Here is a 24917-nt window from a genome sequence, read left to right as displayed (position 1 = left end):
GGAACGCGATCCCGCCACAAGCGCAGAGTCCTGGGCAGCACTCCTGACAGAGGTGGACACGCTGTTGTCCATGCGTGTGGACGCCCTGATCGTGGGCTCCCCGTATGACAGCATCAAGCGGATCATTGATTACGTGGATGGCGCGGTCCCACTAGTAACTCTGGCGGAGTTGCCTGACAAGGCCGTAGACGCCGTTGGTCCCTACTCCTACGAGGCCTCCTGCGCGGTCATGCGGCACCTGATAGCGCTGGGGCACCGCCGGATCCTGCACATATCGGGGCCATCCGACCGGGCACAGGCAGTCGCCCGTCGGCGCGCCTACGAGGCGGAGATGGCTGCCGCCGGCCTGGAGGGGTTGCCGGTGCTGGAGAGTCGTGAGTGGAACGCCGCCTCCGGAGCCGAATGTGCTAGGCGAGTGGAGGCGGGATCATTCTCCGCCGTCTTCGCGGGAAGCGACACCATTGCTCTGGGATTCATCAGTGCACTGCGCCAGCGGGGATTCATAGCGCCCCGCGACTATGCGATTGCAGGCTTCGATGACATGCCCGACGCACAATTCATGGATCCTCCGCTCACAACTGCACGTATCGACTTCGAGCGGATTGGTGAGGTAGCGCTGCGTCGGGCCGTCGCCGATGTAACCGGCGTCAGTTACGACGACGATGCGCCGCGGCCCGAGTTGGTGGTGCGCGCTTCGACGGCCGGATACTTGGGCGCGCAGGGCTGAGTCGACCTCGGTGCGAATGTACAACGGCAGCCCTTGACAGCAGAGCACAGCCTGTTATGCTTAACAGTGTTCATTCAGTGTTGAATGAACATGGGACTTGCCGTTGTCCGGCACTGCCGCCGCACGACGGCTTCAACGCCACAGGGGACATCATGAAAACAACTCTCACTCGCCGTCACGCCATCGGGCTCGGTACCGCCCTCGTCACTGCCAGCGCTCTCGCCGCCTGCGGACGCCAGGGAGGAGGGGCATCGGGCGGTGGCACGGACTCCCTTACCCTCTGGCTCGGCGCACTCGAGGACTCCCAAAAGCAGGACATCGACCGCCTGGTTGCCGCTTTCAAAGAGGCGAACGGCGTGACCGTAAAGTACGAGACGCACTCCACCGACTCACTCAAAGAGTCCATGCGTCAGGTCTCCGGCACCAATGCTGGACCGGACATCTACTGGTACTGGGAGGGGCCGGGACTAGGAGGAGATCTTGTCGAGGCGGGTATGAGTCTGGACCTGACCGACTATTACAAGCAGTACAGCTGGGAGGACCGGTTCACCGCCGCTTCCTTGGCGGGCATCACCCAGTACGGCGGCTACCACGGCATCCCCTGGACCTTGCAGGCGCAGGGCCTGTACTACAACAAGACCCTGTTCGAACAGGCCGGCATCGCCGCCGAGCCGACCACCTATGACGAGCTCATCGCCGCCTGCGACGCCCTCAAGACCGTAGGCATCACGCCGATCGAGTTCGGCGGCACCGTCAACTGGCACGTCATGCGTCTGCTCGATTCACTGATCGAAACCAAATGCGGCGCCGACGTCGCCAGAACCCTGGTGACCGACAAGACGGGCTGGGACACTGAGACAGGTGTAGTCGAAGCCTTCACCGAGCTCAAGACCTGGGCTGATAACTACTTCAACGCCGGCTACATGTCCATTTCCAATGACGACTCCAGCCTGCTGTTCTGGAACGGGCAGGCAGCCATGGCTCTGGAGGGCACGTGGTTCGACGCCCAGTGTGTGGACAACGGAATGGACCCCGAAGAGGTCGGTATCTTCCCGTTCCCCACCGGAACCGGGCGCCTGTATGGATTCGGCGAGGGCTTCTACATCAACGCCAACACTGAGAAGGCTGACCTGGCCGCGTCCTTCCTCGACTTCGTCACCTCGGCTGAACAGATGGGCGGCAGCGGTGGTGCCTGGGCGGCTGTGAGTGTGAATAAGGACGTCGAAGTCTCCGAGGTCAACCCACTCGACGCGCTGTGGCCCCCGATCCTGGAGTCCTCGGAGGAGATGTATAACAACTTCGACCAGGCCCTCAGCCTGGATGAGACGACCGAGTACTGGCGCATCCAGAACGCCGTCCTCATCGGTGATATGGCCCCGGAGGAGGCCGGCCCGGCCATGCAGAAGTTCATCGACGCCAACTCCTGATCGGCCGGTACCGCGCTAGCGGACAGGCCAGTTCAGGTCCGATCCGCGCAACAAGCTCAGCGAAAGAACTTCTCATGGCAACAGCTCAAACGGCGTCAGCGCCCGTACGGGCCATCAAACAGCACCGCGTGCTGCGTTCCCTGCCCTACCTGGCCCCGGCGGCCCTGCTGTACGGCATATTTCTGCTGTATCCGATGATTGACTCGGTACGGCTGTCTTTCTTCTCCTGGTCCGGCTACGCCACCGCCGCCCAGGAATTCGTCGGGCTCAAGAACTATCGGTACCTGCTCACGCAGGACACGGTGTTCTGGACTGCCCTCAAGAACTCAATGATCTGGGTGGTGCTATCGGTAGCCATCCCCATGGTGCTGTCCCTCCTCATGGCCCTAGCCCTCAACCAGCGCATATGGGGGCGCAATGCCTTCCGCTCGATCTTCTACATCCCGAGCGTTTTCGCATCCATCACGGTGGCAGCGATCTGGCGGTGGATCTACAACCCCACCATGGGCGTTATCAACCAGGTACTCGAGGCGGTCGGTCTGGGCGGACTGGCCCACGAGTGGTTGGGTGACCCACGCACCGCCCTGTACTCCATCTTTGTCGCCTCGGTATGGCAGGGGGTCGGCTTCAACATGGTGCTCTTCCTCGCCGGTCTGCAATCCGTGCCGGCCGAGCTCGTGGACGCGGCCAAGGTTGATGGGGCGGGCCGTTGGCAGGTCTTCCGCAACGTGACCTGGCCCGCGCTGCGGCCGACGACCGTCGTCGTTGTCATTCTGACCATTATCAACTCGCTGAAGGTCTACGACCTGGTGGTCGGCATGACCGGGGGAGGGCCGGCGCAGTCCAGTCAGGTACTCGCCCTGTGGTCGTACCAGCAGTCCTTTTCCAACCACAACTTCGGGGCCGGTGGCGCCGTCGCCACCGTCCTGCTGATTCTCTCGCTGTGCCTGGTGGTCCCTTACCTGGCCTGGTCGATGAAGGGGGAGGACTGAGATGACTGCTATTCCTGTGGCCCGCACAGCCGTTGGCTCCGATGCCGAGGCAGTCGCCGCACCGAACCGGCCACCGCGTGACTGGGTCACCATCGGCCTGTGGGTTGCGCTACTCGTCACGGCTGCGTTCTGGCTGGTGCCCTTCGCCGTCATGCTGCTCACCTCCTTCAAGAGTAGAGCGGACTTGGCGAGCGGATCTACGCTCGGTTTGCCCTCGCAGTGGCTCTGGAGCAACTATGCCGACGCCGTCGACACCGGTGACTTGTGGATCAGTGGCAGTAACAGTTTGCTGGTCTCGGTCATCAAAGTGCCGTTGGGTCTGCTGCTCGCTGCACTCGCGGCCTACGCATTGGCCCGTATCCATATGCGGCGGGCCAAGTGGGTCGTCGCCGTCTTCGCTGTCGGCTCGATGGTGCCCATCCAGGTTGCCCTCGGGCCCATGTTCCAACTGTTGCTGAAGGCGGACTTGCTGGACACCTACGTGGGCCTGATCCTGCCGTACCTCGCCTTCGGCGTGCCGTACCAGGTCTTCATGCTCTATGGCTCCTTCCGAGCCATACCCGATGAGGTCGAGGAGTCCGCCCGGCTCGACGGCGCCTCCACCTTCCGCATCTTCTGGCAGATCTGCTGCCCGTTGATCAAGCCGACCCTGGCGGCGTTGTTCGTCCTGGACTTCGTGTCTACCTGGAACGAGTACGCCATGGCCTCCACAATTCTGCAATCGGGATCGATGGCGACCATCCCATTGGCTGTGCAGAACTTCTCCGCCCAGCACGGCACCGACTACGGGCCGCTGAACGCCTTCATCATCATGACGGCGATCCCGGTGCTGATCGTCTACCTGCTGTTCCAGCGCTACTTCGTCTCCGGAGCCTTCTCCGGGGCGGTGAAGGGCTGAGCGCGCCGGCTACATCGACGACGGGGCTCGGCGTCGGTCCGTCGGGTCGACGGGGAGAGCTGGGGGTGGGGCGTCCGGTGGCCGAATTGTCAGAAACGGTGGCAAAAGCCCCTGGAGCACCAATACACGAATCGCAAAACGGTGAAATCATGCGGTTCGCGTCTTCGGGTGAGTAGGGGAGCCGCCTCGTTTGTCACCGTTTGTGACAATGCTGGCGCGTGGCGCCGGATTGGACGGTCCGGACACGGATTCATTCGATGGCGCGGTCGATTGGGAGGCATGCCGCGCGAAGGCGCGTCCGCGTGGTGGTTCGGGTCGACGCTGGCGGTGGTGTCGCCGGGTGAGGTTCCGGATTCAGTCGTCGACATAGTCCTCACCGTACTTCTCAATGTAGTAGAACTCGCGCTTGTTGATTTCAGTTAGTGCTGGAGATTCGATTATGGCTTCAACTAGCCCGGGTAGTGCTCCAATATTTAACGTTGCACCATTAGGGAGCGTCCAATCAACTTGAATGGTGCCGTGACGTCCCGTTCGTTTTTGCCTTGCCCGTATATCCGGGAGACGGCTACAACATACGCATTGTAAGCTTCCCAAGTGGTTGGGGTGGTACGATCGTGTTCTTGCCCCTCGGGAATTACCGAGCTAAGTGGTATGTTTACTCCGCTCGCCTCCCCCTCGAATTGGGAGATGCTTCCGTCTTCTTGTCCGTTGGTGGATAGTTCTGTGGTGAAGAAGCGTCCGTCGTCGGGTGCGGGTGTCCAGCCGAGTTTGTCGCGGGTGGCGTAGGCGGTCTCCCAGGTGATGGGCCAGTTGAGTTCGGCCCAGGCGCGGATCCACGCGACAGCGCGCTCGACGGGCAGGATGCGCACGCCGGGGTGTTGTGACTTAGAGATGGTTGGGCTGTCGTGCCAAGCGCCCTGGGGGCGAGGGGCGTCGGGGTCAGTCGTCGACATAGTCCTCGCCGTACTTCTCGATGTAAAACAACTCCTGCTGGTTAATCGCGGTGATCGCAGGCGAGTCCACCGTAACGCTCATGGATTTGTCGGATGCTACTAAGCTGAGGGTGACTTGATTGTCAAGAACCCAGACGGTCTCCAGGACGTCGGTACGCTCTCCTTCTTGTTTGCCGGGGCCGTACAGTTTTGTGAGTGCGCGGGCGGTGTCGTCGTATGCTGTCCATAGGGATGAGGTCCAAGGGGTGTTTGGCTCGGCTGATAGGTTGCGGGAGCAGAGCGGTATCGACACTCCGCTGCACTGGCCGTCTAGTGTGCTGAGGTTTCCGTCTTCCTCGCCGTTGGTGGATAGTTCTGTGGTGAAGAAGCGTCCGTCGTCGGGTGCGGGTGTCCAGCCGAGTTTGTCGCGGGTGGCGTAGGCGGTTTCCCAGGTGATGGGCCAGTCAAGTTCGGCCCAGACGCGGATCCATTCGATGGCGCGTTCGACGGGCAGTATTTTCATCTCGGTCATAGCGGTGTCCTCGCTGGCTGGTTTGGGTGTTGGCTTGTTTGGGGCACTGGTGTGATTCTATAGGGTGGCCATGGTCTCCTCCATGGCCTGAATGACCTGGGGAGTCAGAGAGAAGTATGTTTTGCCGCTGGCCTGGGCGTATCCGGGTGCGGGGGTTGAGTACACCTCAATGAGGAGCCTGGTGCGCCCTTCCTTGACGGACTGCCACATGTGGGGGTTGTCGTGGAAGTACTGGGCCACGCGGGGGTCGGTGAGCATGCGGTCACGCACGTAGGCCGGGGTTGCCTGCGCTGCGGGACCTTCGAACCGTGTGGGGACCTGGGTGGTGGAGACCTTGGCGGTGCCGCCCTTGTACTCGGGGAAGACGATCTGGCTGCCGTCGGGTTTGACTCCCATGCCGTCCAGGCGGTGACTGCCGGGACCGGGTGTGCTGGGCCCGGTGGTGTGGAAGGACTCGGGGATCTCGTACCCGCGTCGCGCAAGCGCCTGCTCCCCGCCCCGTTCACCGATGTACTCTGCAATACGCCGCTCCGCAGAACGCGAAGTAGCGGCCTGCTCCGCCGCAGTACGCAGCGCTTCCACCTGCCTACGGCTGTAACCGGCGCCCTCTAGCCTCTTGATGGTTCTTCCGAGTTTTTTGGAATTGAAGTCTGTCATGGTGTAGCCGGGTGGTATGGCGTCTTTGAGGCGTTTTTCGGCAGCCTGGCGGGCGGCCTTGGCGGCGTCCCGTTGGGCGAAGAGGTTGTTGACCTCGGTCAGGCCGGTGATCTCCCGGCGTGCGGCGCGGGTGAGTGCGACGCTTTCGGCGGTGGTGCGTGCGGCGGCGCAGGTGCCGAGCCCGAGGGCGGAGCCGGGTATGAAGGTTAGGGCGAAGTCGGCCCCGTCCAGTAGCACCTGTTCCCAGGTGGCGTTGGTTGCGTAGGAGCGGGTTGCGGTGGCAGGGTCCTGGAGGAAGGTGGCGATGCCCCGGCCGTGGGCGAGGGCCCAGGTGCCCACGCCCACGGCGCCGAGCGCCGCGGTCACGGACAGGCCGCCCCAAGCCAAGACGAGGACGGCCAGGGCGGTGACCAGGATCTGGCCGGGCAGGCCCAGGGAGTCCCACCACTGGGCTAGTTGGTGCAGGAGGCCGGCGAAGAAGTAGGGCCAGTCGGGTTGATGGAGCCAGGTGCCGATGTCCTGGGCGAGCCGGGTTCCGTACCACAGGCAGGCCGTCAGCATGAGGGCGCCGACGGCGAGGGAGATGATGCGGAAGGTGTTGCGGGCGACCGGTTCGGTGCCGGGGGTGGTGACGGTCATGGCGTCCTGGCGCACCCCGCGTACCTGCTCGCCCATGGCCCGGCCCTCGGCCATGCGCCACCGGCGGGGCAGAGACCGGTCCCCGTAGGCCGTCCAGACGATGACCAGGTCGGACCAGGCATAGGCGGCCAGCCACACCAGGCCCTGCACCGGGGCCCGCAGGCCGGCGGGTGCGCCGGTCATGGGCAGGGCGGGCGCCTTGGGGGCCTAGATGGCGACGTCGCCGACCACGCCGGCGCGGTGGCGGCGGTGGGCGTCGACCAGCATGCAGGTGATGAACAGGACCACGGAGACGGTGATCTGGGCGTGGCCCCGGCCCAGGGCCTGCCACAGAAGCCGTATCCAGGTGGGGATGGCGGTGTCCTGATCGGCCCATCCGGACCAGCCGACGGTGGCGTTGTAGCAGGCATGATCCACCACTGCCACGGTGAGCATCGCCGCGGGCGGCAGCCAGGCTGCGGCACGCAACCAGGGGCGGCGGGTGCGCCACAGCGCCAGCCCGAGGGCGACGCCCATGGCCACCCCCATGGTAGGAATCTGGTGCCCGGTGGTCATCGCGCCGGCCGGGGCGCCGTCGATGTCCAGCAGGGACTCGGCCCAGCCGCCCCCGGGCAGCACGAAGCGGCCCGCCGTCCAGGGGTTGAGTGAGTACTCGAGCCGGTTCTCGCCCAGTATCTGGGCGAGCATGCCGGGAGGGGCCAGACGCCGGGCGCCGTCCTCCGCGATCGTGAAACCCGCCCCGGTGGCGAATCCCAGCAGTGCCCAGTCCACCGCCGCCAGGCGCCGTATCCGGCCCGGCGCCAGTACTGCCAGGGCGAGCAGGGGCAGTAGTTTTCCGGGTTCCTCGATGAAGGCCGCCAATGCGATGCGGGCGCCGTCATCAAGTGTAGACAGCCCGATCGCCTCGCCAATCGCCTGGGTGGTAAACGCGATCAGCAGTGACCAGGGCACGCTGATGCTCATCAGCAGCAACACTGGCCGCAGCCCCAGGGTGCGGGTGCGCGCCAGGAGCCCCATGACCAGTAGGCAGCCGGTCATGAACAGCGCGGGAACCAGCCCGATTGCCAGGCGCGGCACCACCGCCAGCGCCACCGCGCCCACCACCAGCGCGGCCGCAGACGCTACTTGCTGCGCCCGCACCACGCCGCGCGCGAAACCCGCATGGCGCGCCCACCAGCCCTTCCAGCCATCCAGCGCCCGCTCCCACCACTCCGGCGGAACATCCAGCACCGACAACACCCCGGCCCCAGCAGCAGACGCAGCCTGCGCCTTAGGGTCGGGCGCGCCCCCGCCCCCAAGTGCGGGTGGCGCTGATGCAGGCGCCGACGCGGGCGCGGATGCAGGTGCCGACGCGGACGTCTACGTGCCCGAGTCATTGCCCGTACCGGGCATCACCCCATAGGCAGCCTGTGGTGTAGCAGCGGCATGCCGACCCCGCTGAGCCGGACCTGGCTGTGCGGTCCCGGAACGCCCGCTGGGCGCGTCCTCGCCCGGCGCTGCCGCATGCCGCCCCCGCGCTGGCTCCGCCGAAGAGTCTGGTGGCGGTGGCGGTGGCGTCACCTCACTCGCCGCAGATGCCGAGCGGATCCTTCGGGCGTCCTCGTCATTGCCCGCCGCCTCGCGCCGCACACCGTCGTCAGCCATCAACCAGCCCTTTCAGGAACTAACAGGGATAATGACGAAACCATAACGTGCGCCGACCCGTCACGTCAGGTGCCTTCGAGGCTCTAGGTGTGTGCGCATGGGCACTGGAACCCAGGCAGCGTTAAGGTGACGCCAGCGTCGGCACTACCCTCAAAGGAGAGAATGATGCTCAAAGGAGTCAATACCCTCATGACGCCCGAACTGTTGGGCGTGCTGGCTCGTATGGGGCATGGCGACGTCATCGCCGTCGTCGACTCCAACTACCCCGCCTACGCCACCGGCCGGCCGGTCATCCCCATGCCCTCGCTGAACAGCCCCGAGGCTGTGCGGCTGGTGGTCGAACTCATCCCGCTCGACACCTTCGTCGACGCCCCGGTGCGCTACATGATCGGTGAGGGTGATACCGAGTTGCGTGAGGTGACCCGCGACGTCCTCGCGGTGGCTACTGAGCTTGAGGGGCGCGAGATCTCCGGTTCCGCAATGGAGCGCTTCGACTTCTACGCGGCCGCTCGCTCCGCCTCCGCCGTGATTCACACTCAGGAGACCCGGCCTTACGGCTGTTATCTGCTCACCAAGGGCGTGCTGCCGAGCTTTGGGCCGCAGGACTGAGAAGGGGTGAGGAGAAGGCATGTCCGCAAGCGTTGTTGTCATTGGATCCATAAACCAGGACGTCACGGTCACCGTCGACCGCTTCCCCGAACCGGGGGAGACCCTTTACAGCCGTTCGCTCAACTATCGGCTCGGCGGCAAGGGCGCGAACCAGGCCGCCGCAGCAGCTCACGCTGGCGCCCGCGTCCGCTTCGTCGGACGCGTCGGCTCTGACGCCGCCGGCCCAGCGCTGCGCGAGGAACTCGCCGGTCACGGTGTCGATGTGAGCGGCCTGCTGGTAGACGAGGGGACCACCGGCTCCGCCTTCATCACCGTGTCCGCCACCGGGGAGAACACGATTCTCATTGACGCGGGTGCAAACGGCCGGGTCGCCTCCGAGCAAGTCGACGCCGCAGCTCTGCAAGCAGGAGACGTCGTCGTCCTCCAGGGTGAGATCCCGGCCGTCGCCAATGCTGCCGCCATCGCCTCCGCTCGCAGGGCCGGGGCGACGACGATTCTCAACCTCGCGCCGGTCTACGGCATCGCCGCGGAGGATCTCGCCGCGGTGGACATCCTCGTGGTCAATGAGACCGAGGCCGGTCTGGTTCTCGGCCGTCCCGCCCCGCGCGGCGCTGCGGAGGCGCTTGACGCCGCCGCCCAGCTGACCGAGCGGGGTCCGCGTCGCGTGCTGATCACGCTCGGGGGCGCCGGCGCCGTCTGGTACGACGCCGCGGTTGCCGGTAGCCCACAGGGTGCACACGTTAACGCGATTTCCGCGGGGCCGGTGGTTGACACCACCGGCGCGGGGGATGCCTCCGTCGGGGCGTTGGCGGCTGCTCTGGCGCTCGGGCTTGACTTCGAACGTGCGGTATCGGAGGCCATGCGGGCGGGCTCAGCGGCGGTGCTATCCGCAGGCGCGGCCGCCTCCTACGGTGCCATCGAACCCATCAGGATCTGAACCGCAGCGGCGTGAGTGCGCCACAGAAGCTCGGGGCCCGCCGGACGTCGGCGAGCCCCGAGCTGTTTTTGCGCTCGTGTCCCCTCCCAGGAGTCGGCTGCCGTTATGAAGTTGACAGAAACGAGACCGCGGGCGACACTAGATCTGTCATTCATGGACGAATGAATATGTCAACGCAGGCGGATCGTCCCGAATCCGCCACGACAGAGCGAGGAGGCTCAAGCGGTGGCACGAACTAACAAGACACGACGCGGGCGCCCCTGGGGTGTCATCTTCAAGGTCGTCGGAGCGGTGGTGATACTCGCCATCTGCTTCTTCGGCACCACCTTCATGACCCCGGAGGAGGCGGAAGCCGTGCTCACAGCCGGATCGACGGATCCGGTCGCATATGCCAACGAGCACTACGACTCCACCATCACCTACATCAATGACAACGCCACCGACCTGGTGGGGCTGCTCGAAGATCTCCAGGCGGACGAAGAGGGCACCAGCGAGGAGCTCGGCCACCGTGACGGTGAGGCCGCGTACACCTTCGCTGTGACCACCACCGGCACCGTGGAGGAGGGCGGCTTCGGCCAGGTCAACCTAGCGGTCGACGGCGTGCCCTCGGGGGTCACCGTCTCCGTCCAGACGGGTCCCGCCGTCATGGGCACGGCTCTGCGAGACGTTACCGGGGAGGTCACCTTCGACATGTTTGAGAACCAGATCGACTACGCCCAGGTGGGGCTGTCCCTCAATGATCCCCTCAAGTCCGGAGTGCTCACCGAGAACGATCTGAACTCCATGATCGGCCAGAAGATCACGGTGGTCGGCGCCTTCGCATACTCCGATTCCGCGCACGTCGTCATCACCCCCGTCTCTATTGAGGTGGCGTCATGACCGTAAGCGAGAACGCCCCCGTCGTCCTCGCCGGCCGCGACATCACTAAGGCCTTCGGGGCGACTCACGCCTTGCGCGGCGTCGACTTCGAGATTCACCGGGGTGAGGTAGTGGCCCTCATCGGAGAGAATGGCGCCGGCAAGTCCACCCTGATGAAGATCCTCTCCGGAGTGCAGCCGCCGACCTCTGGCACGATCGAGCTCGACGGTGAGCCCATCACCTTCACCGACACCACCGATGCCGTTGCGCACGGAGTCGCCATCGTCCATCAGGAGCTCAACCTCTGTCCCAATCTTTCGGTGGTTGACAACATCTTCCTCGGCCGTGAGATCGCCTCACCTACAGGCATCTCGCGCTCCCGGCAGCGGGAGCAGGCCGCCGCGGCGCTCGCGCGCCTGGAAGAGCCGATCGACCCCAACGCCCTCGTGGGCGACCTGCGGCTGGGGCAGCAGCAGCTCGTCGAGATCGCCCGCACCCTCGTCGAGGGGGCGCGCGTGCTCATCATGGACGAACCCACATCGGCGCTCTCGGCCACGGAAGTGAAGGTGCTCTTCCGCATCATTCGCGAACTGACCGCGGACGGCGTCGCCATCGTCTACATCTCTCACCACATGGACGAGTGCCTCGAGATCGCGGACACCGCGGTCATCCTGCGCGATGGCCGGCACGTGGCCACGGCGCCCATGGCGGACGTGGACCTGCCCTGGATCGTGAAGACCATGGCGGGACGGGATCAATCCGACCTGTTCACGGCGATCACCGCTACCCCCGGCGAACCGATCCTGGAGATAGAGGACCTGGTGGTAGCGGATCCCGCGAACCCGTCGCGCATCGCGGTTGACAACCTCTCGCTCACGGTGCGTGAGGGGGAAATCGTTGCCATATATGGGCTCATGGGTGCCGGGCGCACCGAACTGTTGGAGACGCTCGCGGGACGGCATACCGCCGCATCCGGCCGGATCCTGCTCGATGGGAAGGACATATCCCATGCTCCAATCGGCGAGCGTATCGACGCCGGACTCGTCCTGTCCCCGGAGGACCGGCAGGCCGACGGCATCGTCCAACTCATGAGCGTGGGCCGCAACATGAGCCTGGCGGCGTTGCGCATCCTCACCCGTAATGGGCAGGTCAAGCGCAAGCAGGAGGCCAAGGAGATCAATCACGGCATCGAGGCCGTCCGCATTAAGACCGAGTCCCCAGGTATCGGGATCACCTCCCTTTCCGGGGGCAACCAGCAGAAGGTCGTCATCGCCAAGGCACTGATGACTGCACCCCGCATGCTGCTCATGGACGAACCCACCCGCGGAATCGACATCGGCGCCAAGTCGGACATCTTCTCCACCATGGCCGAGGTGGCGGGAACCAAGGTCGGCGTCCTCTTCGCCACCTCCGAACTGTCCGAGGCGCTGGGCGCCTCCACCCGCCTGATCGTCATGGCCCGCGGACGCATCGTGGCCGACTTCGACCCGCGCACCACCACCCGCGACCAGGTCATGGCCGCGACCGGCGAACAGATCACAGCTACCGACGACGAAGCCGCGAGCGCAGACAACGCCGCGACGAGTGACACGAAGGACGAGGACCAAGCATGACACCCGCATCCACCCACAAGTCCGGCCTGCGCATAGGCAATCGGAGCATCGGCGAGTTTCTGATGGCGCAGCGCGCCTTTATCGCCCTGCTCGTGCTGATCGTCATCTTCGCCTCGCTGTCCAACTCCTTCCTGACAGCCACCAACCTGGTGACCATGACCAAGCACGTGGCCTACAATGCGCTGCTCAGCCTGGGCATGCTGCTGGTCATCCTCACCGGCGGCATCGACCTGTCCATCGGATCGATCGTCGGCCTGTCCGGCGTTATCGCCGGCGTCATGCTCAAGGGCATGCACCTGTCGGTCTTTGACATCAACGCCTACCCGTCGGTGCTGGTGGTCGTCATTGTCGCCTTGGTGGTGGGCACCTTCGTCGGTGCGATCAATGGGCTGCTGATCACCAGATTCAACGTTGCCCCCTTCATCGCCACCCTGGGCACCATGTATATGGCGCGCGGCGCGGCGCTGCTCATCTCCAAGGGAGCCACCTACCCGGACCTGGCGGGCGAGGAGGCCTTCGGCAACACGGGATTCTCCTTCCTGGGGGTGTCCCGGCCGCTCGGATTGCCCACCAGCGTCTGGCTGATGATCATCTTCGCGATCGTCGTCGCCCTGGTGGTCGCCCGCGCCCCCTTCGGCCGCTGGCTCTACGCCGTGGGCGGCAATGAGCGTGCCGCCGAGCTCTCCGGTGTGCCCGTCAAGCGGGTCAAGATGCGGGTGTACATGGTCTCCGGCTGCATGGCCGCCCTGGCCGGACTCATCATCGCCTCCGAACTCACCGCTGCCGCACCGGCTGCCGGTGAGACCTATGAGATGAACGCGATCGCCGCCGTCGTCATAGGCGGGGCTTCGCTTGCGGGCGGGCGCGGGGACGTCAAGGGCGCCCTCATCGGCGCCTTCGTCATCGGCTTCCTGAACGACGGCCTGGTCCTCGTGGGCGTGTCCTCGTTCTGGCAGACCTTCCTCAAGGGCCTGGTCATCGTCCTGGCCGTGATGCTCGACCAGGGGCAGCAGCGCCTCGAGCGTTCTCGTGCCGCCGCCCAGGCCGCACAAGAAGTCAAACGGGAGGCCGCCCGCATTCAGCGGGCCGAGGTCAGTCCCGGCGACGCCTCCGCCTGATCCCGTCGAACTGTGAAACAAGCAGAGAAGAAGCGGAACCCATCATGACATCTACCATCACCTCCATCAGCTCATCCATGAGCCCGATCCCTCGCCGCACCGTATTGCGCGCAGGCGCATTCGGAGCGCTCACGATCCCTCTCCTGCCCGGCCTGGCCGCCTGTTCCGCGGGCGGTGACTCCAACTACTTCGCGGTCATCACGCCTTCGCACGATAATCCGTTCTTCAAAACGGAGGCCGAGGCGGCCGTTGCCGCCGCTCGGAAGCTCGGCTACACCGCCGACGCCTTCTCCCACGACGACGACGTAAACAAGCAGTCCGAGCTGTTCGACTCCGCGATCTCCCGGAATGCCGCGGCGATCATCGTGGACAACGCGGGCGCCGACTCCACCGAGGGGGCGGTCCGCAAGGCCGTTGAGGCGGGCATCCCGGTCTTCTTGATCGACCGGGAGATCAATACCTCCGGCCTTGCCGCCGCACAGATCGTGGCCAACAACTCCCAGGGTGCAGCGCTCGTTGCGGAAAAGCTCGCGGACACCCTCCAGGGGGCGGGTCGCTACTACGAGCTCTTCGGGCGGGAGACGGACACCAACGCCCAGGTCAGGTCCACGGCCTTCCATTCCGTGCTCGACCAATATCCGGACATGGAACTGGTCGGTACCGAGACGGCCAACTGGGACCAGCAGCTCGGTTATCAGAAGGTCGAGACGCTGCTCCAGCGCGACGCCGACGTCCAGGCGATCATCTGCGGCAACGACACCATGGCGGTGGGCGCCGTCGCCGCGGTGCAGCAGGCCGGTAAGACCGACGACATCCTGGTGATCGGCTTCGACGGCTCTCCGGATGCTGTCAAGGCGATCAAGGAGGGCACGATGCTCGCCACCGGTATGCAGCCGGCTGTGCACATCTCCGAGATGGCCGTGGAGCAGGCGGACGCTTTCATTAAGAACGGCGAGACCGGGAAGAAGGAGAAGCAGCTCGTGGACTGCATCCTGATCGACGGGTCGAACGCTGATCGCTACACGCTCTTCGAACTTGAAGAGGAGTGAGTGTCGGTAGCTCGCGCCGCGGTCAGGGGAGGTCCCGGGCCGAATCGGCTTCGGCCCGGGGCTTCCCAACCACGGCGGCACCTGCTAGGCTCACATCTAGATTCAACGAGGAATAAATATGCCAAGCGCTGGTCGCGCTCGGTACGCAGGAAAGGAGGCGCTGCATGAGCGATGCGGCTCGACATGCGCCCGGGGGAACGGCAGGTCCCTACGTCCTCGCCCTCGACGAGGGCACTACCAACGCCAAGGCCTTCGCCATCGCCCCAGACGGCTCGATCCTGTCCTCCGGCTCGGCTCCGGTCGCCGTCTCCTACCCACGCCCCGGCTGGGTGGAGCAGGATGCGGACGCCGTATGGGCCGCCCAGTGCGCCGCCATCCGGGAGTCCCTGGCCGGGGTCGTGGGCACGCCGGCCGGCATCACCATCTCCAACCAGCGTGAGTCCGTGGTCGCCTGGGATGGCGTCACCGGCCGGGCGTTGGCCCCGATGCTCGGTTGGCAGGACTCTCGCACCGCCGAGTTCTGCGACTGGTTGCGTTCCCCGGAGCGTGAATTCGCCGTCGCCTCCACCACCGGCCTGAGCCTGGATCCCATGTTCTCGGCGCCCAAGATGCGCTACCTGCTTGATCAGGTCGGTTCGGGGCCGGTGCGCATCGGCACCGTGGATGCATGGCTGGTAAGCCGCCTGACCGGTCAGTCCGCTTACGTTATTGAGGCCGGCAACGCCTCCCGGACGCTTCTGTTGGACCTCGCCGCGCTCGACTGGTCGCCCGCCATGTGCGAGCTGTTCGGCATCGATCGTGCCGCGCTGCCCGACGTCGTCGCCTCCAACGCCGATTTCGGCGTCACCGCCGGGCTGGACTTCCTGCCCGACGGCGTGCCGATCGTGGGTGTGCTCGGGGACTCCCATGCCGCCCTTTTCGGCCACGGCTGCCGCAACACCGCCGAGGGCAAGGCCACCTATGGCACGGGCTCATCGGTGATGATTCCCTCCGGCACGGACCGCTCCGTCCGCACCGGGGTATCCACCACCTTGGCCTGGCTCACCGACGCCCCCATGTACGGGCACGAGGGCAATATCGTCGCCTCCGGCACCGCCATGGACTGGACCGCCCGCCTGCTGGGCGTGAAGCCCGGCCGCGAGTTGGATGAGCTGGCCGCCACCGTGCCCGACTCCGGCGGCGTCAGTCTGGTGCCCGCCTTTACCGGACTGGGGGCTCCTTGGTGGGACCGCCAGGCCGTTGGCATCATCTCCGGGCTCACCGCCGGCACGAGCCGTGGCCACGTCGCGCGCGCCGCCCTTGAGGCCGTCGCCCACCAGATCGCCGACGTCGTGTACGCCCTGGACACCTCCGACCTGCAGGTTCTCCACGCCGACGGCGGCGCCACCGCCTCCCGCCTGCTCATGCAGTGCCAGGCGGACCTGCTCGGCCGCGACGTGGTCGTGGCCGCCAACGCGGAGGTTTCCGCCCTGGGTGCCGCCCTCATGGGCTTCACCCGACTGGGTTGGGAGCTGCCGGCGGTCGCGCAGCAGGAGGGCAGTCGCTACCGCCCGGCCATCGAGGACGGTGCCCGCGCGGCCGCACGCTCACAATGGCGCGACGCGCTGGCTCGCTCCCGGGCCGTGTCCGCCTGACCGGCGGTCATCAACCAACCATCCGACAAGATCACCAACACCGATACACCGACACAACAACGACTGGAGTTGAACAAACAATGTCTGACACCCCCGTTTTCGGCGCAGGCCTGTGGAACTTCGCCACCTACGTGGACCGTTACGCCACCGACGGCTACGGCGACCCCCGCTCCACCATCGAGCAGATCGAACTGGCCGCCGAGGTCGGCGACATCAGCTACGTGGACCTGAACTACCCCTTCACGGCCGGCGTGAGCCTCGACGACGTCAAGGCGGCCCTGGAGCGCACCGGCCTGAGGGCCATCGGCGTCACCCCGGACATCTACCTGCGTGAGCACCAAATGGGCGCCTTCACCAACCCGGACCCGGACAAGCGGGCCTCAGCCATGGCGATCATGCAGGGCGCCGCCGACGCCGTGCGCGAACTCGGCGCCCGCTATGTCAAGATCTGGCCCGGGCAGGACGGCTTCGACTACCCCTTCCAGGTGGACTACCGGGAACTGAACCGGCTGGCCGTGGAGGGCATGCGCGATCTGGCCAAGGCCAATCCCGACCTGAAGTTCGTCATCGAGTACAAGCCCCGCGAGCCCCGCACGCACATGTTCTGGTCTTCGGCGGCCAAGACCGTGCTCGGCATCCAGCAGATGGGTGTGGACAACGTCGGCGTGCTCCTCGACTTCGGACACGCCCTGTTCGGCGGTGAGGCCCCGGCCGAGGCCGCCCAGCTGCTCATCGACCACGGCCTGCTGTGGGGCATGGATGTCAACGACAACTACCGCGGCTGGGACGACGACATGGTCGTCGGCACCGTCCACATCACCGAGATCTTCGAGTTCTTCTACACGCTGAAGAAGAACGGTTGGGAGGGGGTCTGGCAGCTCGACCAGTTCCCCTTCCGGGAGGACGTGGTGGACAACGCCCGCACCTCCATCCGCTTCCTCAAGGCCCTGCACCGCGCCCTGGACAACCTCGACGAGGCCGCCCTCGCCGACGCCCAGGCCCGCCAGGATCCGCTTGCCGCGCAGCGGGTCGTGCAGGACGCGCTGTTGACCTGCATGGCCTGAGGCTCCGGGCCGCCCCATCACGCCCAATGCTCTAGGAGTAAAGAACCATGACAGTTTCTGTTGAACTGCCCGTAGTCGGGCGCACCACGCCCGGCATGAGCCGAGAGGAGGTGATCGCGCACATCAAGGAGGGAGCGCGCCTCATCCGCCGCAAGGACCTCACACTGGTGGCGAATGCTCGCATGGGCCACCTCGGCGGTGAATTCTCCATCACCGACGTACTGGCAACCCTCTACCTCCACGTCCTGAATGTGACCCCGGAGAACCTGCACGACCCCGAGCGCGACCGCCTGATCCTTTCCAAGGGACACGCGGCCTGCGCCCTGTACACCACACTCGCCGCAGCTGGCCTGCTGGATGTGGCCGAATTGGAGACCTTCGTGCAGCCCGAGTCCCGACTCAACGGCCACCCCAACCGGCTGTACGTGGATGCCGTGGAGGCCAACACCGGGCCGCTGGGGCACGGTCTGCCGATCGCCGTCGGCCAGGCCATCGCCGCCCAGCTGGACGGCTCTCCCCGCCGTGTATTCGTCCTGACCGGTGACGGCGAGCTGCAGGAGGGCTCCAACTGGGAGGCACTCATGTTCGCCGCCCAGCGCGGACTGGCCAACCTCTGCGTGGTGGCCGACCGCAACCACCTCCAGCAGGGCGCTACCACGGAAGACACCAACGATCTGACTCCGCTGGATGACAAGGCCCGCGCCTTCGGAATGGAAGTGGTGGATGTGGACGCGCACGACATCGGCGCCCTGCTGGATGCCTTCGCCGCCGTACCAGCCGCCTCCGGCAAACCCACCTTCATCATCGCCCACTCTCACAAGGGACACCCGATCTCCTTCATGTCCGACGCCGTCGCCTGGCACCACAAGCTGCCCACCGACGCCGAGGTGGAGCAGGCACTAGCAGAACTGGAGGCACTGGCATGACCGCCATCGCCGAAGCGAACGCCCTGTACGACTGCCGTGACGCCTTCGCCGACGTCCTGACGGAACTGGGGGAAGCGGACGAGCGCGTCGTCGCCGTCGTCAACGACTCCGTGGGCTCCTCCAAGCTCGGTGGGTTCGCCAAACGCTTCCCCGAGCGCATTATCAACGTGGGCATCGCCGAGCAGAACCAGGTGGGCGTGGCCGCGGGACTCGAGGGCGGCGGCCGGCTACCGATCGTCTCATGCGCCGGCTCCTTCCTGTCCGCCCGGGCGATGGAGCAGGTCAAGATCGACGCCGCCTACTCATACCGGCACATGGTGCTCACCGCCCAGAGCCCGGGCCTCGCCTATGGGCAACTCGGCAGCACCCACCACAGTGCGGAGGACGTGGCCTGGATGCGGGTCATCCCCAACATGACGGTGATCGTTCCCGCCGATCCGGTCGAGACCGCCGCCGCCGTCCGCTGGGCGGTGACCGAGCACGACGGCCCCGTCTACATCCGCATCTCACGGATGAAGGTGCCGGCCGTACACGCCGATGACTACGTGTTCACCCCGGGACGGGCAACCACGCTGCGCGATGGTGACGACCTGACCATCATCACCAATGGCACAGTGCTGCACCGGGCACTCGCCGCTGCAGACGCACTTGCCCAGGAGGGGATCCGTGCGCGCGTGCTGTCCATGGCCTGCGTCAAGCCGCTCGATGAGGACGCGGTGCTGTCCGCCGCTCGTGAGACTGGCCGGATCATTACCGCCGAGGAGGGACTCACCGCCGGTGGGCTCGGGGGTGCGGTCGCCGAACTGGTTACCGCCAACCAGCCCGTGCCGGTGAAGCGAATCGGCATCCCAGACACCTTCGCGCCCACCGGCTCGGAGGGCTGGCTCATGGACCACTGGGGGATCAGCGCCGACGGCATCACGGCCGCCGCCAAGGAGCTGCTCGCCTAGCGGATACCCGGCGTGACCTGAACGCGGCCGAGACCAGGCGAAAAACCTGGTCCCGGCCGCATCCCTTTCCCCGAAATGCCCCTAATCGCGATAAGTTTAGGCTCTAAGCCCTGCTGCGGGGAAAGGAACCACTCCGGTGAACGATGATGCCCAACTGCGGCTGATGGCCCGCATAGCACGCATGTATCACGAGCGCGGCATCAAGCAATCAGAAATCGCGGCCGAGCTGCACGTCTCCCAGCCGCGCGTCTCCCGGCTGCTGAAACGTGCCGCCGACGAGGGCATTGTGCGCACCGTTGTCACTTTGCCCGCCGGCACCTTCACCACCTTGGAGGAGGAGATCGAGGCCCGCTACGGGCTGGACGAGTGCGTGGTGGTGGACGCCGGCGAGGACGAGACCACGATCGCGAACGCGCTCGCGGCAGCCGCAGCCACCTACCTGGAGACCACGCTCACCGGCGGCGATGTCATCGGATTGTCGTCCTGGAGCGCCACCTGGCTGGCGGCGATAGAGAGGCTGCAGCCCTTCCGAACCCAGGTTGCCTCCGCCGTCGTACAGCTATTCGGCGGAATCGGTAACCCCACCGTGCAGGTAAAGGCCACCCGCATGATCGACCTGCTCGCCCGGGCCACCGGTGCCGCGCCCGAGTTCTTCCCCTCGCCGGCCGTGCTGGGTACGCCGGCCGCGGCCGCCGAACTGCGCAACGATCCCTCCGTCATTCACATTCTCGAACTACTGCCGCGGGTCACCATTGCGCTGGTGGGCATCGGTAGCCTCGAGCCCTCCGCGCTGCTGCGCCAGTCCGGCAACATCTTCTCCGACGCCGACCATGAGGAACTGCGCGCGGCAGGCGCCGTTGGAGACGTGTGTCTGCGCTACTTCGACGCCGACGGCGCCCACGTGGACTCCGACTTTGACCGCCGCCTAGTGGGAGCCGACGCCGATCAGCTACGCGCCATCCCGCGCCGGGTGGCGGCGGCCGGCGGGAAGCGCAAACACTCCGCCATCCACGCCGCCCTACGCGGCGGCTGGGTGAACGTGCTGATCACCGACGCCGCAACGGCACGCGCACTGCTGGACGATCAGTCATCCGCAGCCTGAACCGCCTGCCACTCGGCCAGGACGGCCAGGGAGTCGAACATGTCGTCGAAAAGGAGTCGGTTGTCGATGCGCTGGTAGCGGCGCATCGGCCGGACGTCTTGCGGGTAGCGGTAGGTGCCGTCCTGCGCAATGCGGGGCGTGGGGATGACGTCGTAGTAGGAGGAGGCGGCGTCGGGCTCGAAGGTGGTCTGCAGCGAGGACAGCAGTACCAGCGGCTGGTCTCCGAGCACGTAGGTGGCGCCGGGGTGCGTCATGCCCGAAACCATCTCGCGCACCTGGTTCAACTCACCGAGCAGGTAGGCGCCAACCGTTCCCGCGCGGGCGCAGCCGCGGCGGATGGTCGGCATGGAGACGGTGGCGGAACGGTAGACGTCGCGCGGAATCTGCCAGATGCGCGCCTCGGTCTCATTGAAGACGTAGCGGGCGCTCGCGGGATCGAGTGCCAGGTTGTATTCCATGTCCGTGCCGCCCTCGGGCACGTACGCCAGTCCGGCGTGTTCCCCGCCGCCGATCCAGACGAGCGTCAGGCGCTTGGCAATGGCCGGCTCCGCCTTGAAGGCCCGGGCGACGTCGCCCAGCGAGCCGCCGGCCACGAGGAACAGCGGACGGTCGTCGTCGCGCAGCGCCTCATCAATGATGAAGCGGGAGGCGGCGGTCTGGTCGGCGTAGGCGTCGAAGCCGCGGTCGTCGCCGTCGTACAGGTCGACGCCGGTCACCCCCATGGTCGCCAGCAGCGTCTCGACGCGCTCGTGGCCTGCGCGCACGGAGGAGTCGGTGCGATTCCACGGGTCGTCCTCGCGCAGTCGGGAGATGACGACGCCGCGTACCTCGGTGCCCTCGACCAGCAGGTGGTGGGCCAGCGCGAAGAGATCGTCGGGATCGCCGGCGAAGTCGTTATCGATGATGACGCGGGTGCGGGGAGCCACGCCGGGGAGCCGGTCGGACTCGGAAAGCCAGGGGAATGAGCCATAGGCCCAGGTCTTGGGGGTGGTGTTCATGTCTTGCTCCTTTGCAAGCGATTCTGAGTCAAGCGGCATTGAGTTACCGGTTGGGATGGTGGCGGCACCGGACCGGCTGGGACCGATGCCGCCACCAAGCGCTTCAGACGCTACTTCACCTTCCGGACCGGGATGATGGCCGCGGCGCTAATGGCGACGGCGATTACAGCGGTAATGAAGATCGCCGAGTAGCCACCGGTGTGGGCGACCAGCTTGCCGGCGACGAAGGGCGCCAGCATCTGGCCGATGTTGGAGGCCACATTGGCCACGCCCAGGTCACGGCCGGCGGCGTTCGGGTCGGGCAGGACGTCGATGAACAGGGCCACGTCCACCGCCATGTACATGCCGTAGGCGGCCGCCAGCAGGATGTAGAAGAAGAAGTACAACGGGAGCGTCGGAACCACCAGCGGAACCAGCATGTCCAGGGCAATCACCAAGGAGGCGCCGATGACGAAGGGCTTGCGCCGCTTGACCTTGTCCGAGAGCTTGCCGGCGAAGGCCAGCATGAGCAGCTGCACCGGCAGAGCCGCCGCCGACAGGGTGGCGACGATCGTGTTCGCCTCGGCCGCGGTGTGAGCGGGCCGCAGGTGGGACTGAATGATGTACAGGTTGTAGTTGGTCACGGCCGTGTAGCCGAAGAACATCATGAAGCGGGCGATCCACACCCAGCGGAAGTCGTGGTCGCGCAGCGGGATCAGGAAGCCCTTGAAGAAAGCGATCCAGTCGAATTCGCGCAGTTCCAGGTCCTTGGAGGAGCGGTCCTTGGCAAAGGTGACGAAGATCAGGGCGCCGACGACGACGGCAACGGCGAATACGAAGTACGCATCCAGCCCCATGGAGTTCATGAGAATGCCGGCCACCACGGAGCCGCCGGTGAAGCCGGCCATCATCCCGATGCCGGACAGGCCGGAGACCGTGCCGGTCTTCTCGGCGGGAACCCGGTCCGCCACCGTCGTCGACAGCGGCCCCTGCATGAAGTTCAGCGACACCTGCGCGGTGGTCCAGAAGACGGTGAGCATGAGAATCGTGGTGGAGTAGCGCAGGCCGATCATGAAGGCGGCCCCGGCGACGGCGCCGGCCACGATCCAGAAGGCGCGCCGGCCCCAGCGGGAGCGCCAGCGGTCGGAGAGGACACCGACGATCGGCTGGGCGAACAGCGTGAAGAACGAGCCGACGATCATCATGTTGGAGATCGAGGAGGCCCGAGCGGCCTCGTACTGCTTCAGCAGGTCCAGCAGGTGCGCCTGCTCGGACGTCGCGGTGACCGTGCCGGCGTTGACGTCATTGGCCAGGTTGGTGAGCTCGGTGAGCTGGTCCAGGGTGGTGACGGTGGTGCCGGAGAAGTAGTGCTGGAACTCGATCGTCTGCACGGTGTTGGGCAGCAGGATCGCCGCCAGCGCCGAGTAGCAGGCGTACAGGAAGACGCCCGCAATGACGAAGGAGATCAGGTACTGGTAGTACGGGCGTCCACCCAGATACTTGGCGGAGGTGCCCGGACGGGTGGGCTCCTCCAGACGGGGATCGGCGGTGTTGGACATGTGGCTCCTTTGCATCGATGTCCGGGCGCTGAACGCACGCGGGTACTTCGCGAGGTTCCGACCGGTTGGTTCATTTAACGCTGAATGGATTCATCTGTCAAGATTCGCCGTCTCAGGAGTCGTCGTCTACGACGTAGCGCCGCGGGTTGCGCAGCTCCGCCGCCTCCCGGATGCGCTGCAATCTGCGCATTCGTGCCGCCCTGCCGCCGGTTCGGCGCTCGGAGCCGCGCGAACCCAGCGACTCGACCTCGGGGCTGAGGAAGCTGACGTAAATGGCGGCCATCTCCTCCGGGGCCTGTCGGTAACCGTGGCGGATCCAGGCGTCAATGAGCCCGAACAGGGCATAGGCCTTGAAGCGGTGCAGGAAGCCGGCTCGATCTCCGGCGCCCGTGGCCCCGGCACCGGAACCGGAGGTCGTCGCCGGATCCGGCGCCCGCCCCTCCAGCGACTCCACAATGATTCCCAGCAGGATGCTCCCAAGCTCCGCCCCATAGACGGCGTCGTTGAGCGTACGCACCTGCAGGCAGAAGTGGAACCGGGCTATGGCATTCGCGCGGTCGTCGGCCTCGTCGTACCAGTGACGGGCGGCGAAGTCCCTCCAAGCGGTTCGATACTTATAGGCCAGCACCTCCTCCTTGGAGGAGAAGTGCCGGAAATAGGTCACTCTCCCCAGGCCGGCACGCGAGGCGATCTCACTCGCGCTTATCTTCTTCAGGGGCTTTTCGTGCATGAGCTCGAGCAGGGCATTACCCATGGCGTCCTTGAGCGGCGCCGCGGAGTCCTCGAGTCGTGCCATGTTGACCTCCAGGGATTGGTCGAATCGGCAACGTTAGGGGCCCGCCCTCCGAGGGTGCAGTCGGCTGGCGGGAACCCCCATTTCGCAATATAGCGACCCTGCCGAGGCGGACACGCCCACACGCCGCAGCCCAGTTGGGACGAACATGCCGGCGACGCGACCGGCGCAGTGCATGCCGCCTTCGGACTCGGCGTTGGTGGCTGTTTGTTGCCGAATGGGGTTCCGCCGAGGGACTGCCCGGGCGCAGACCGTGCGAAGTGGCGTGTTCTACGAGCCGCAGCGGCCTTGCGCCGTCGCGGCCCCGCACGTTCAGTTCGTCGTCGGCTCCAGTCCCAAGGACACCGTCACGTAGGCGGCACGTGGGATAACCAGTTCCAGCACGCCTTCCGCCAGCGACCAGCCCGAGAACGCGGCCGGCGATACGGCGTCGGGAGCCTCCGGCGTGTTGCAGGCGTCGAGCGCGTCCGCGGTCAGCACGCGCGCACCGTCCACCGCCGTCGGGGCGCCGCGCAGATCCAGACGGATCGTGTGAGGCGCCGTGGGGTCGAGGTTGGTTGCGGAGATGAGCACCGTGTCGCCCTTACGGGAGGCGGAGACGGAGACCAGCGGGAAGGGACGGGCGCCGTCGTCGGCATGGGTGGGAAGATCATCCACCCAACGCACGTCGAGCCGAGTGGCGTCATGGTGGCCCACGTTCATCGCCAGCACGTGATAGGTGGGAGTGAGCACCATGGCGCCGGTGGCCGGGTCGGTGAGGATCGGGGCCTGGAGCACGTTGACCGTCTGGGCCAGGTTGGCCATGATGACGCGCTCGGCGTGGCGGTGGAAGACGTCGAAGTGCAGCGAGGCGATGAGTGCGTCCCGCAGGGTGTTGTCCTGCTGCAGGAAGTGGGGGTTGGTACCGGGCTTCGCATCCCACCAGGCGCCCCACTCGTCGACGACGAGCCCCACCTTGCGGTGTGGGTCGTAGCGGTCCATCACCGTGGAGTGCCGGGTGATCAGTTCTTCCATCCACCAAGCATTGGCGAAGGTGGCGTACCAGTCCTCGGTGGTGAAACCGCGGGCCTGACCCTTGGCCTCGAAGGAGTCGCGGAAGGTGTAGGAGTGCAGGCTGATTGCCTGGTAGGGGCCGGGTTCGGAGCGCGGGCAGGTGTCGCAGACGAGGTCGCGCATCAGTGCGTCGGTCCACGCGTAGTCATCGACGTTCGCCCCGCCGGCGATGCGCACCATCTTGTTCTCACCGTGGCTGCGCACGAAGGTGGCATAGCGGCGGGCCT

At 66.0% G+C, this 24917-nt stretch carries 23 protein-coding genes; 15 read left to right on the top strand and 8 right to left on the bottom strand.

Annotated features, from left to right (window positions below):
* The 4 genes from BN1056_RS11665 to BN1056_RS11650 form a co-directional block, all read left to right on the top strand.
* On the top strand, nucleotides 1-727 hold a 727-nt coding region (locus tag BN1056_RS11665; RefSeq protein WP_210581423.1), incomplete at its 5' end, for a substrate-binding domain-containing protein.
* Between the two features lie 152 nt (nucleotides 728-879).
* Nucleotides 880-2154 (top strand): ABC transporter substrate-binding protein, encoded by a 1275-nt coding sequence (locus BN1056_RS11660; RefSeq protein WP_210581421.1) that lies wholly within the window; start codon nucleotides 880-882, stop codon nucleotides 2152-2154.
* Between the two features lie 74 nt (nucleotides 2155-2228).
* Nucleotides 2229-3146, top strand: coding sequence for a carbohydrate ABC transporter permease (locus tag BN1056_RS11655; protein WP_073327698.1), 918 nt, complete (start codon nucleotides 2229-2231; stop codon nucleotides 3144-3146).
* Nucleotide 3147: 1 nt separating this feature from the next.
* Complete coding sequence (locus BN1056_RS11650; protein WP_210581419.1) at nucleotides 3148-4044, top strand: carbohydrate ABC transporter permease; 897 nt, start codon at nucleotides 3148-3150, stop codon at nucleotides 4042-4044.
* A gap of 473 nt (nucleotides 4045-4517) precedes the next feature.
* Here the strand turns inward: BN1056_RS11650 and BN1056_RS11645 are convergent, their stop codons facing one another.
* The 4 genes from BN1056_RS11645 to BN1056_RS11630 all read right to left on the bottom strand — a co-directional run bounded on the left by BN1056_RS11645 (nucleotide 4518) and on the right by BN1056_RS11630 (nucleotide 8034).
* Complete coding sequence (locus BN1056_RS11645; protein ID WP_210581417.1) at nucleotides 4518-4913, bottom strand: DUF6301 family protein; 396 nt, start codon at nucleotides 4911-4913, stop codon at nucleotides 4518-4520.
* A 70-nt stretch (nucleotides 4914-4983) separates the two neighbouring features.
* Nucleotides 4984-5508, bottom strand: a complete 525-nt coding sequence (locus tag BN1056_RS11640; protein ID WP_210581415.1) for a DUF6301 family protein — start codon at nucleotides 5506-5508, stop codon at nucleotides 4984-4986.
* Nucleotides 5509-5565: 57 nt separating this feature from the next.
* Nucleotides 5566-6987 (bottom strand): hypothetical protein, encoded by a 1422-nt coding sequence (locus BN1056_RS11635; RefSeq protein ID WP_210581413.1) that lies wholly within the window; start codon nucleotides 6985-6987, stop codon nucleotides 5566-5568.
* 24 nt (nucleotides 6988-7011) lie between these two features.
* On the bottom strand, nucleotides 7012-8034 hold the full coding sequence (locus BN1056_RS11630) for a hypothetical protein (protein WP_210581411.1): 1023 nt from the start codon (nucleotides 8032-8034) through the stop codon (nucleotides 7012-7014).
* A 576-nt stretch (nucleotides 8035-8610) separates the two neighbouring features.
* Here BN1056_RS11630 and BN1056_RS11625 point away from each other — a divergent pair.
* From BN1056_RS11625 to BN1056_RS11575, 11 genes are all read left to right on the top strand, one after another.
* A complete protein-coding gene (locus BN1056_RS11625) occupies nucleotides 8611-9057 on the top strand; it encodes an RbsD/FucU family protein (RefSeq protein ID WP_210581409.1) in 447 nt (148 codons plus the stop codon).
* A gap of 19 nt (nucleotides 9058-9076) precedes the next feature.
* Nucleotides 9077-9994, top strand: coding sequence for a PfkB family carbohydrate kinase (locus BN1056_RS11620; protein ID WP_210581407.1), 918 nt, complete (start codon nucleotides 9077-9079; stop codon nucleotides 9992-9994).
* A gap of 225 nt (nucleotides 9995-10219) precedes the next feature.
* Nucleotides 10220-10873, top strand: coding sequence for a DUF2291 family protein (locus tag BN1056_RS11615; protein WP_210581404.1), 654 nt, complete (start codon nucleotides 10220-10222; stop codon nucleotides 10871-10873).
* On the top strand, nucleotides 10870-12465 hold the full coding sequence (locus tag BN1056_RS11610; protein WP_210581402.1) for a sugar ABC transporter ATP-binding protein: 1596 nt from the start codon (nucleotides 10870-10872) through the stop codon (nucleotides 12463-12465). Before BN1056_RS11615 ends, BN1056_RS11610 begins: the two co-directional genes overlap by 4 nt.
* Nucleotides 12462-13583 carry an ABC transporter permease gene (locus BN1056_RS11605; RefSeq protein WP_073327691.1) on the top strand — a complete coding sequence of 374 codons (1122 nt, stop codon included), beginning with the start codon at nucleotides 12462-12464 and terminating at the stop codon, nucleotides 13581-13583. The genes BN1056_RS11610 and BN1056_RS11605 overlap by 4 nt, the downstream gene beginning before the upstream one ends.
* Before the next feature lie 44 nt (nucleotides 13584-13627).
* A complete protein-coding gene (locus BN1056_RS11600; RefSeq protein WP_210581400.1) occupies nucleotides 13628-14632 on the top strand; it encodes a D-ribose ABC transporter substrate-binding protein in 1005 nt (334 codons plus the stop codon).
* A 164-nt stretch (nucleotides 14633-14796) separates the two neighbouring features.
* A complete protein-coding gene (locus tag BN1056_RS11595; RefSeq protein WP_210581398.1) occupies nucleotides 14797-16266 on the top strand; it encodes an FGGY-family carbohydrate kinase in 1470 nt (489 codons plus the stop codon).
* An 80-nt stretch (nucleotides 16267-16346) separates the two neighbouring features.
* Nucleotides 16347-17330, top strand: a complete 984-nt coding sequence (locus tag BN1056_RS11590; protein ID WP_210581396.1) for a sugar phosphate isomerase/epimerase family protein — start codon at nucleotides 16347-16349, stop codon at nucleotides 17328-17330.
* A gap of 47 nt (nucleotides 17331-17377) precedes the next feature.
* Nucleotides 17378-18256 carry a transketolase gene (locus BN1056_RS11585; RefSeq protein ID WP_210581394.1) on the top strand — a complete coding sequence of 293 codons (879 nt, stop codon included), beginning with the start codon at nucleotides 17378-17380 and terminating at the stop codon, nucleotides 18254-18256.
* Complete coding sequence (locus tag BN1056_RS11580; RefSeq protein ID WP_073327686.1) at nucleotides 18253-19206, top strand: transketolase family protein; 954 nt, start codon at nucleotides 18253-18255, stop codon at nucleotides 19204-19206. The genes BN1056_RS11585 and BN1056_RS11580 overlap by 4 nt, the downstream gene beginning before the upstream one ends.
* 136 nt (nucleotides 19207-19342) lie before the next feature.
* Nucleotides 19343-20308, top strand: a complete 966-nt coding sequence (locus tag BN1056_RS11575; RefSeq protein WP_244671684.1) for a sugar-binding transcriptional regulator — start codon at nucleotides 19343-19345, stop codon at nucleotides 20306-20308.
* On the opposite strand, the gene BN1056_RS11570 is transcribed toward BN1056_RS11575, so the two are convergent.
* The 4 genes from BN1056_RS11570 to BN1056_RS11555 all read right to left on the bottom strand — a co-directional run.
* A complete protein-coding gene (locus BN1056_RS11570) occupies nucleotides 20290-21306 on the bottom strand; it encodes a nucleoside hydrolase (RefSeq protein WP_210581392.1) in 1017 nt (338 codons plus the stop codon). The genes BN1056_RS11575 and BN1056_RS11570 overlap by 19 nt on opposite strands.
* A 110-nt stretch (nucleotides 21307-21416) precedes the next feature.
* A complete protein-coding gene (locus tag BN1056_RS11565; protein WP_210581390.1) occupies nucleotides 21417-22844 on the bottom strand; it encodes an MFS transporter in 1428 nt (475 codons plus the stop codon).
* A gap of 112 nt (nucleotides 22845-22956) precedes the next feature.
* Nucleotides 22957-23640, bottom strand: a complete 684-nt coding sequence (locus BN1056_RS11560; RefSeq protein WP_210581388.1) for a TetR/AcrR family transcriptional regulator — start codon at nucleotides 23638-23640, stop codon at nucleotides 22957-22959.
* Nucleotides 23641-23949: 309 nt separating this feature from the next.
* On the bottom strand, nucleotides 23950-24917 hold a 968-nt coding region (locus BN1056_RS11555), incomplete at its 5' end, for an alpha-L-arabinofuranosidase C-terminal domain-containing protein (protein ID WP_280516468.1).

The organism is Actinomyces succiniciruminis (genome assembly GCF_900002405.1).
Taxonomy (GTDB): Bacteria; Actinomycetota; Actinomycetes; order Actinomycetales; family Actinomycetaceae; genus Actinomyces; species Actinomyces succiniciruminis.
This window is presented reverse-complemented; position numbering and strand designations above follow the sequence as displayed.

Coding starts and splice junctions, on each gene's coding strand:
- BN1056_RS11585 (WP_210581394.1), top strand. CDS start 17,378: ATGACAGTTTCTGTTGAACTGCCCGTAGTCGGGCGCACCACGCCCGGC.
- BN1056_RS11625 (WP_210581409.1), top strand. CDS start 8,611: ATGATGCTCAAAGGAGTCAATACCCTCATGACGCCCGAACTGTTGGGC.
- BN1056_RS11655 (WP_073327698.1), top strand. CDS start 2,229: ATGGCAACAGCTCAAACGGCGTCAGCGCCCGTACGGGCCATCAAACAG.
- BN1056_RS11660 (WP_210581421.1), top strand. CDS start 880: ATGAAAACAACTCTCACTCGCCGTCACGCCATCGGGCTCGGTACCGCC.
- BN1056_RS11635 (WP_210581413.1), bottom strand. CDS start 6,987: ATGACCGGCGCACCCGCCGGCCTGCGGGCCCCGGTGCAGGGCCTGGTG.
- BN1056_RS11590 (WP_210581396.1), top strand. CDS start 16,347: ATGTCTGACACCCCCGTTTTCGGCGCAGGCCTGTGGAACTTCGCCACC.
- BN1056_RS11560 (WP_210581388.1), bottom strand. CDS start 23,640: ATGGCACGACTCGAGGACTCCGCGGCGCCGCTCAAGGACGCCATGGGT.
- BN1056_RS11610 (WP_210581402.1), top strand. CDS start 10,870: ATGACCGTAAGCGAGAACGCCCCCGTCGTCCTCGCCGGCCGCGACATC.
- BN1056_RS11640 (WP_210581415.1), bottom strand. CDS start 5,508: ATGACCGAGATGAAAATACTGCCCGTCGAACGCGCCATCGAATGGATC.
- BN1056_RS11605 (WP_073327691.1), top strand. CDS start 12,462: ATGACACCCGCATCCACCCACAAGTCCGGCCTGCGCATAGGCAATCGG.
- BN1056_RS11650 (WP_210581419.1), top strand. CDS start 3,148: ATGACTGCTATTCCTGTGGCCCGCACAGCCGTTGGCTCCGATGCCGAG.
- BN1056_RS11595 (WP_210581398.1), top strand. CDS start 14,797: ATGAGCGATGCGGCTCGACATGCGCCCGGGGGAACGGCAGGTCCCTAC.
- BN1056_RS11570 (WP_210581392.1), bottom strand. CDS start 21,306: ATGAACACCACCCCCAAGACCTGGGCCTATGGCTCATTCCCCTGGCTT.
- BN1056_RS11580 (WP_073327686.1), top strand. CDS start 18,253: ATGACCGCCATCGCCGAAGCGAACGCCCTGTACGACTGCCGTGACGCC.
- BN1056_RS11565 (WP_210581390.1), bottom strand. CDS start 22,844: ATGTCCAACACCGCCGATCCCCGTCTGGAGGAGCCCACCCGTCCGGGC.
- BN1056_RS11620 (WP_210581407.1), top strand. CDS start 9,077: ATGTCCGCAAGCGTTGTTGTCATTGGATCCATAAACCAGGACGTCACG.
- BN1056_RS11600 (WP_210581400.1), top strand. CDS start 13,628: ATGACATCTACCATCACCTCCATCAGCTCATCCATGAGCCCGATCCCT.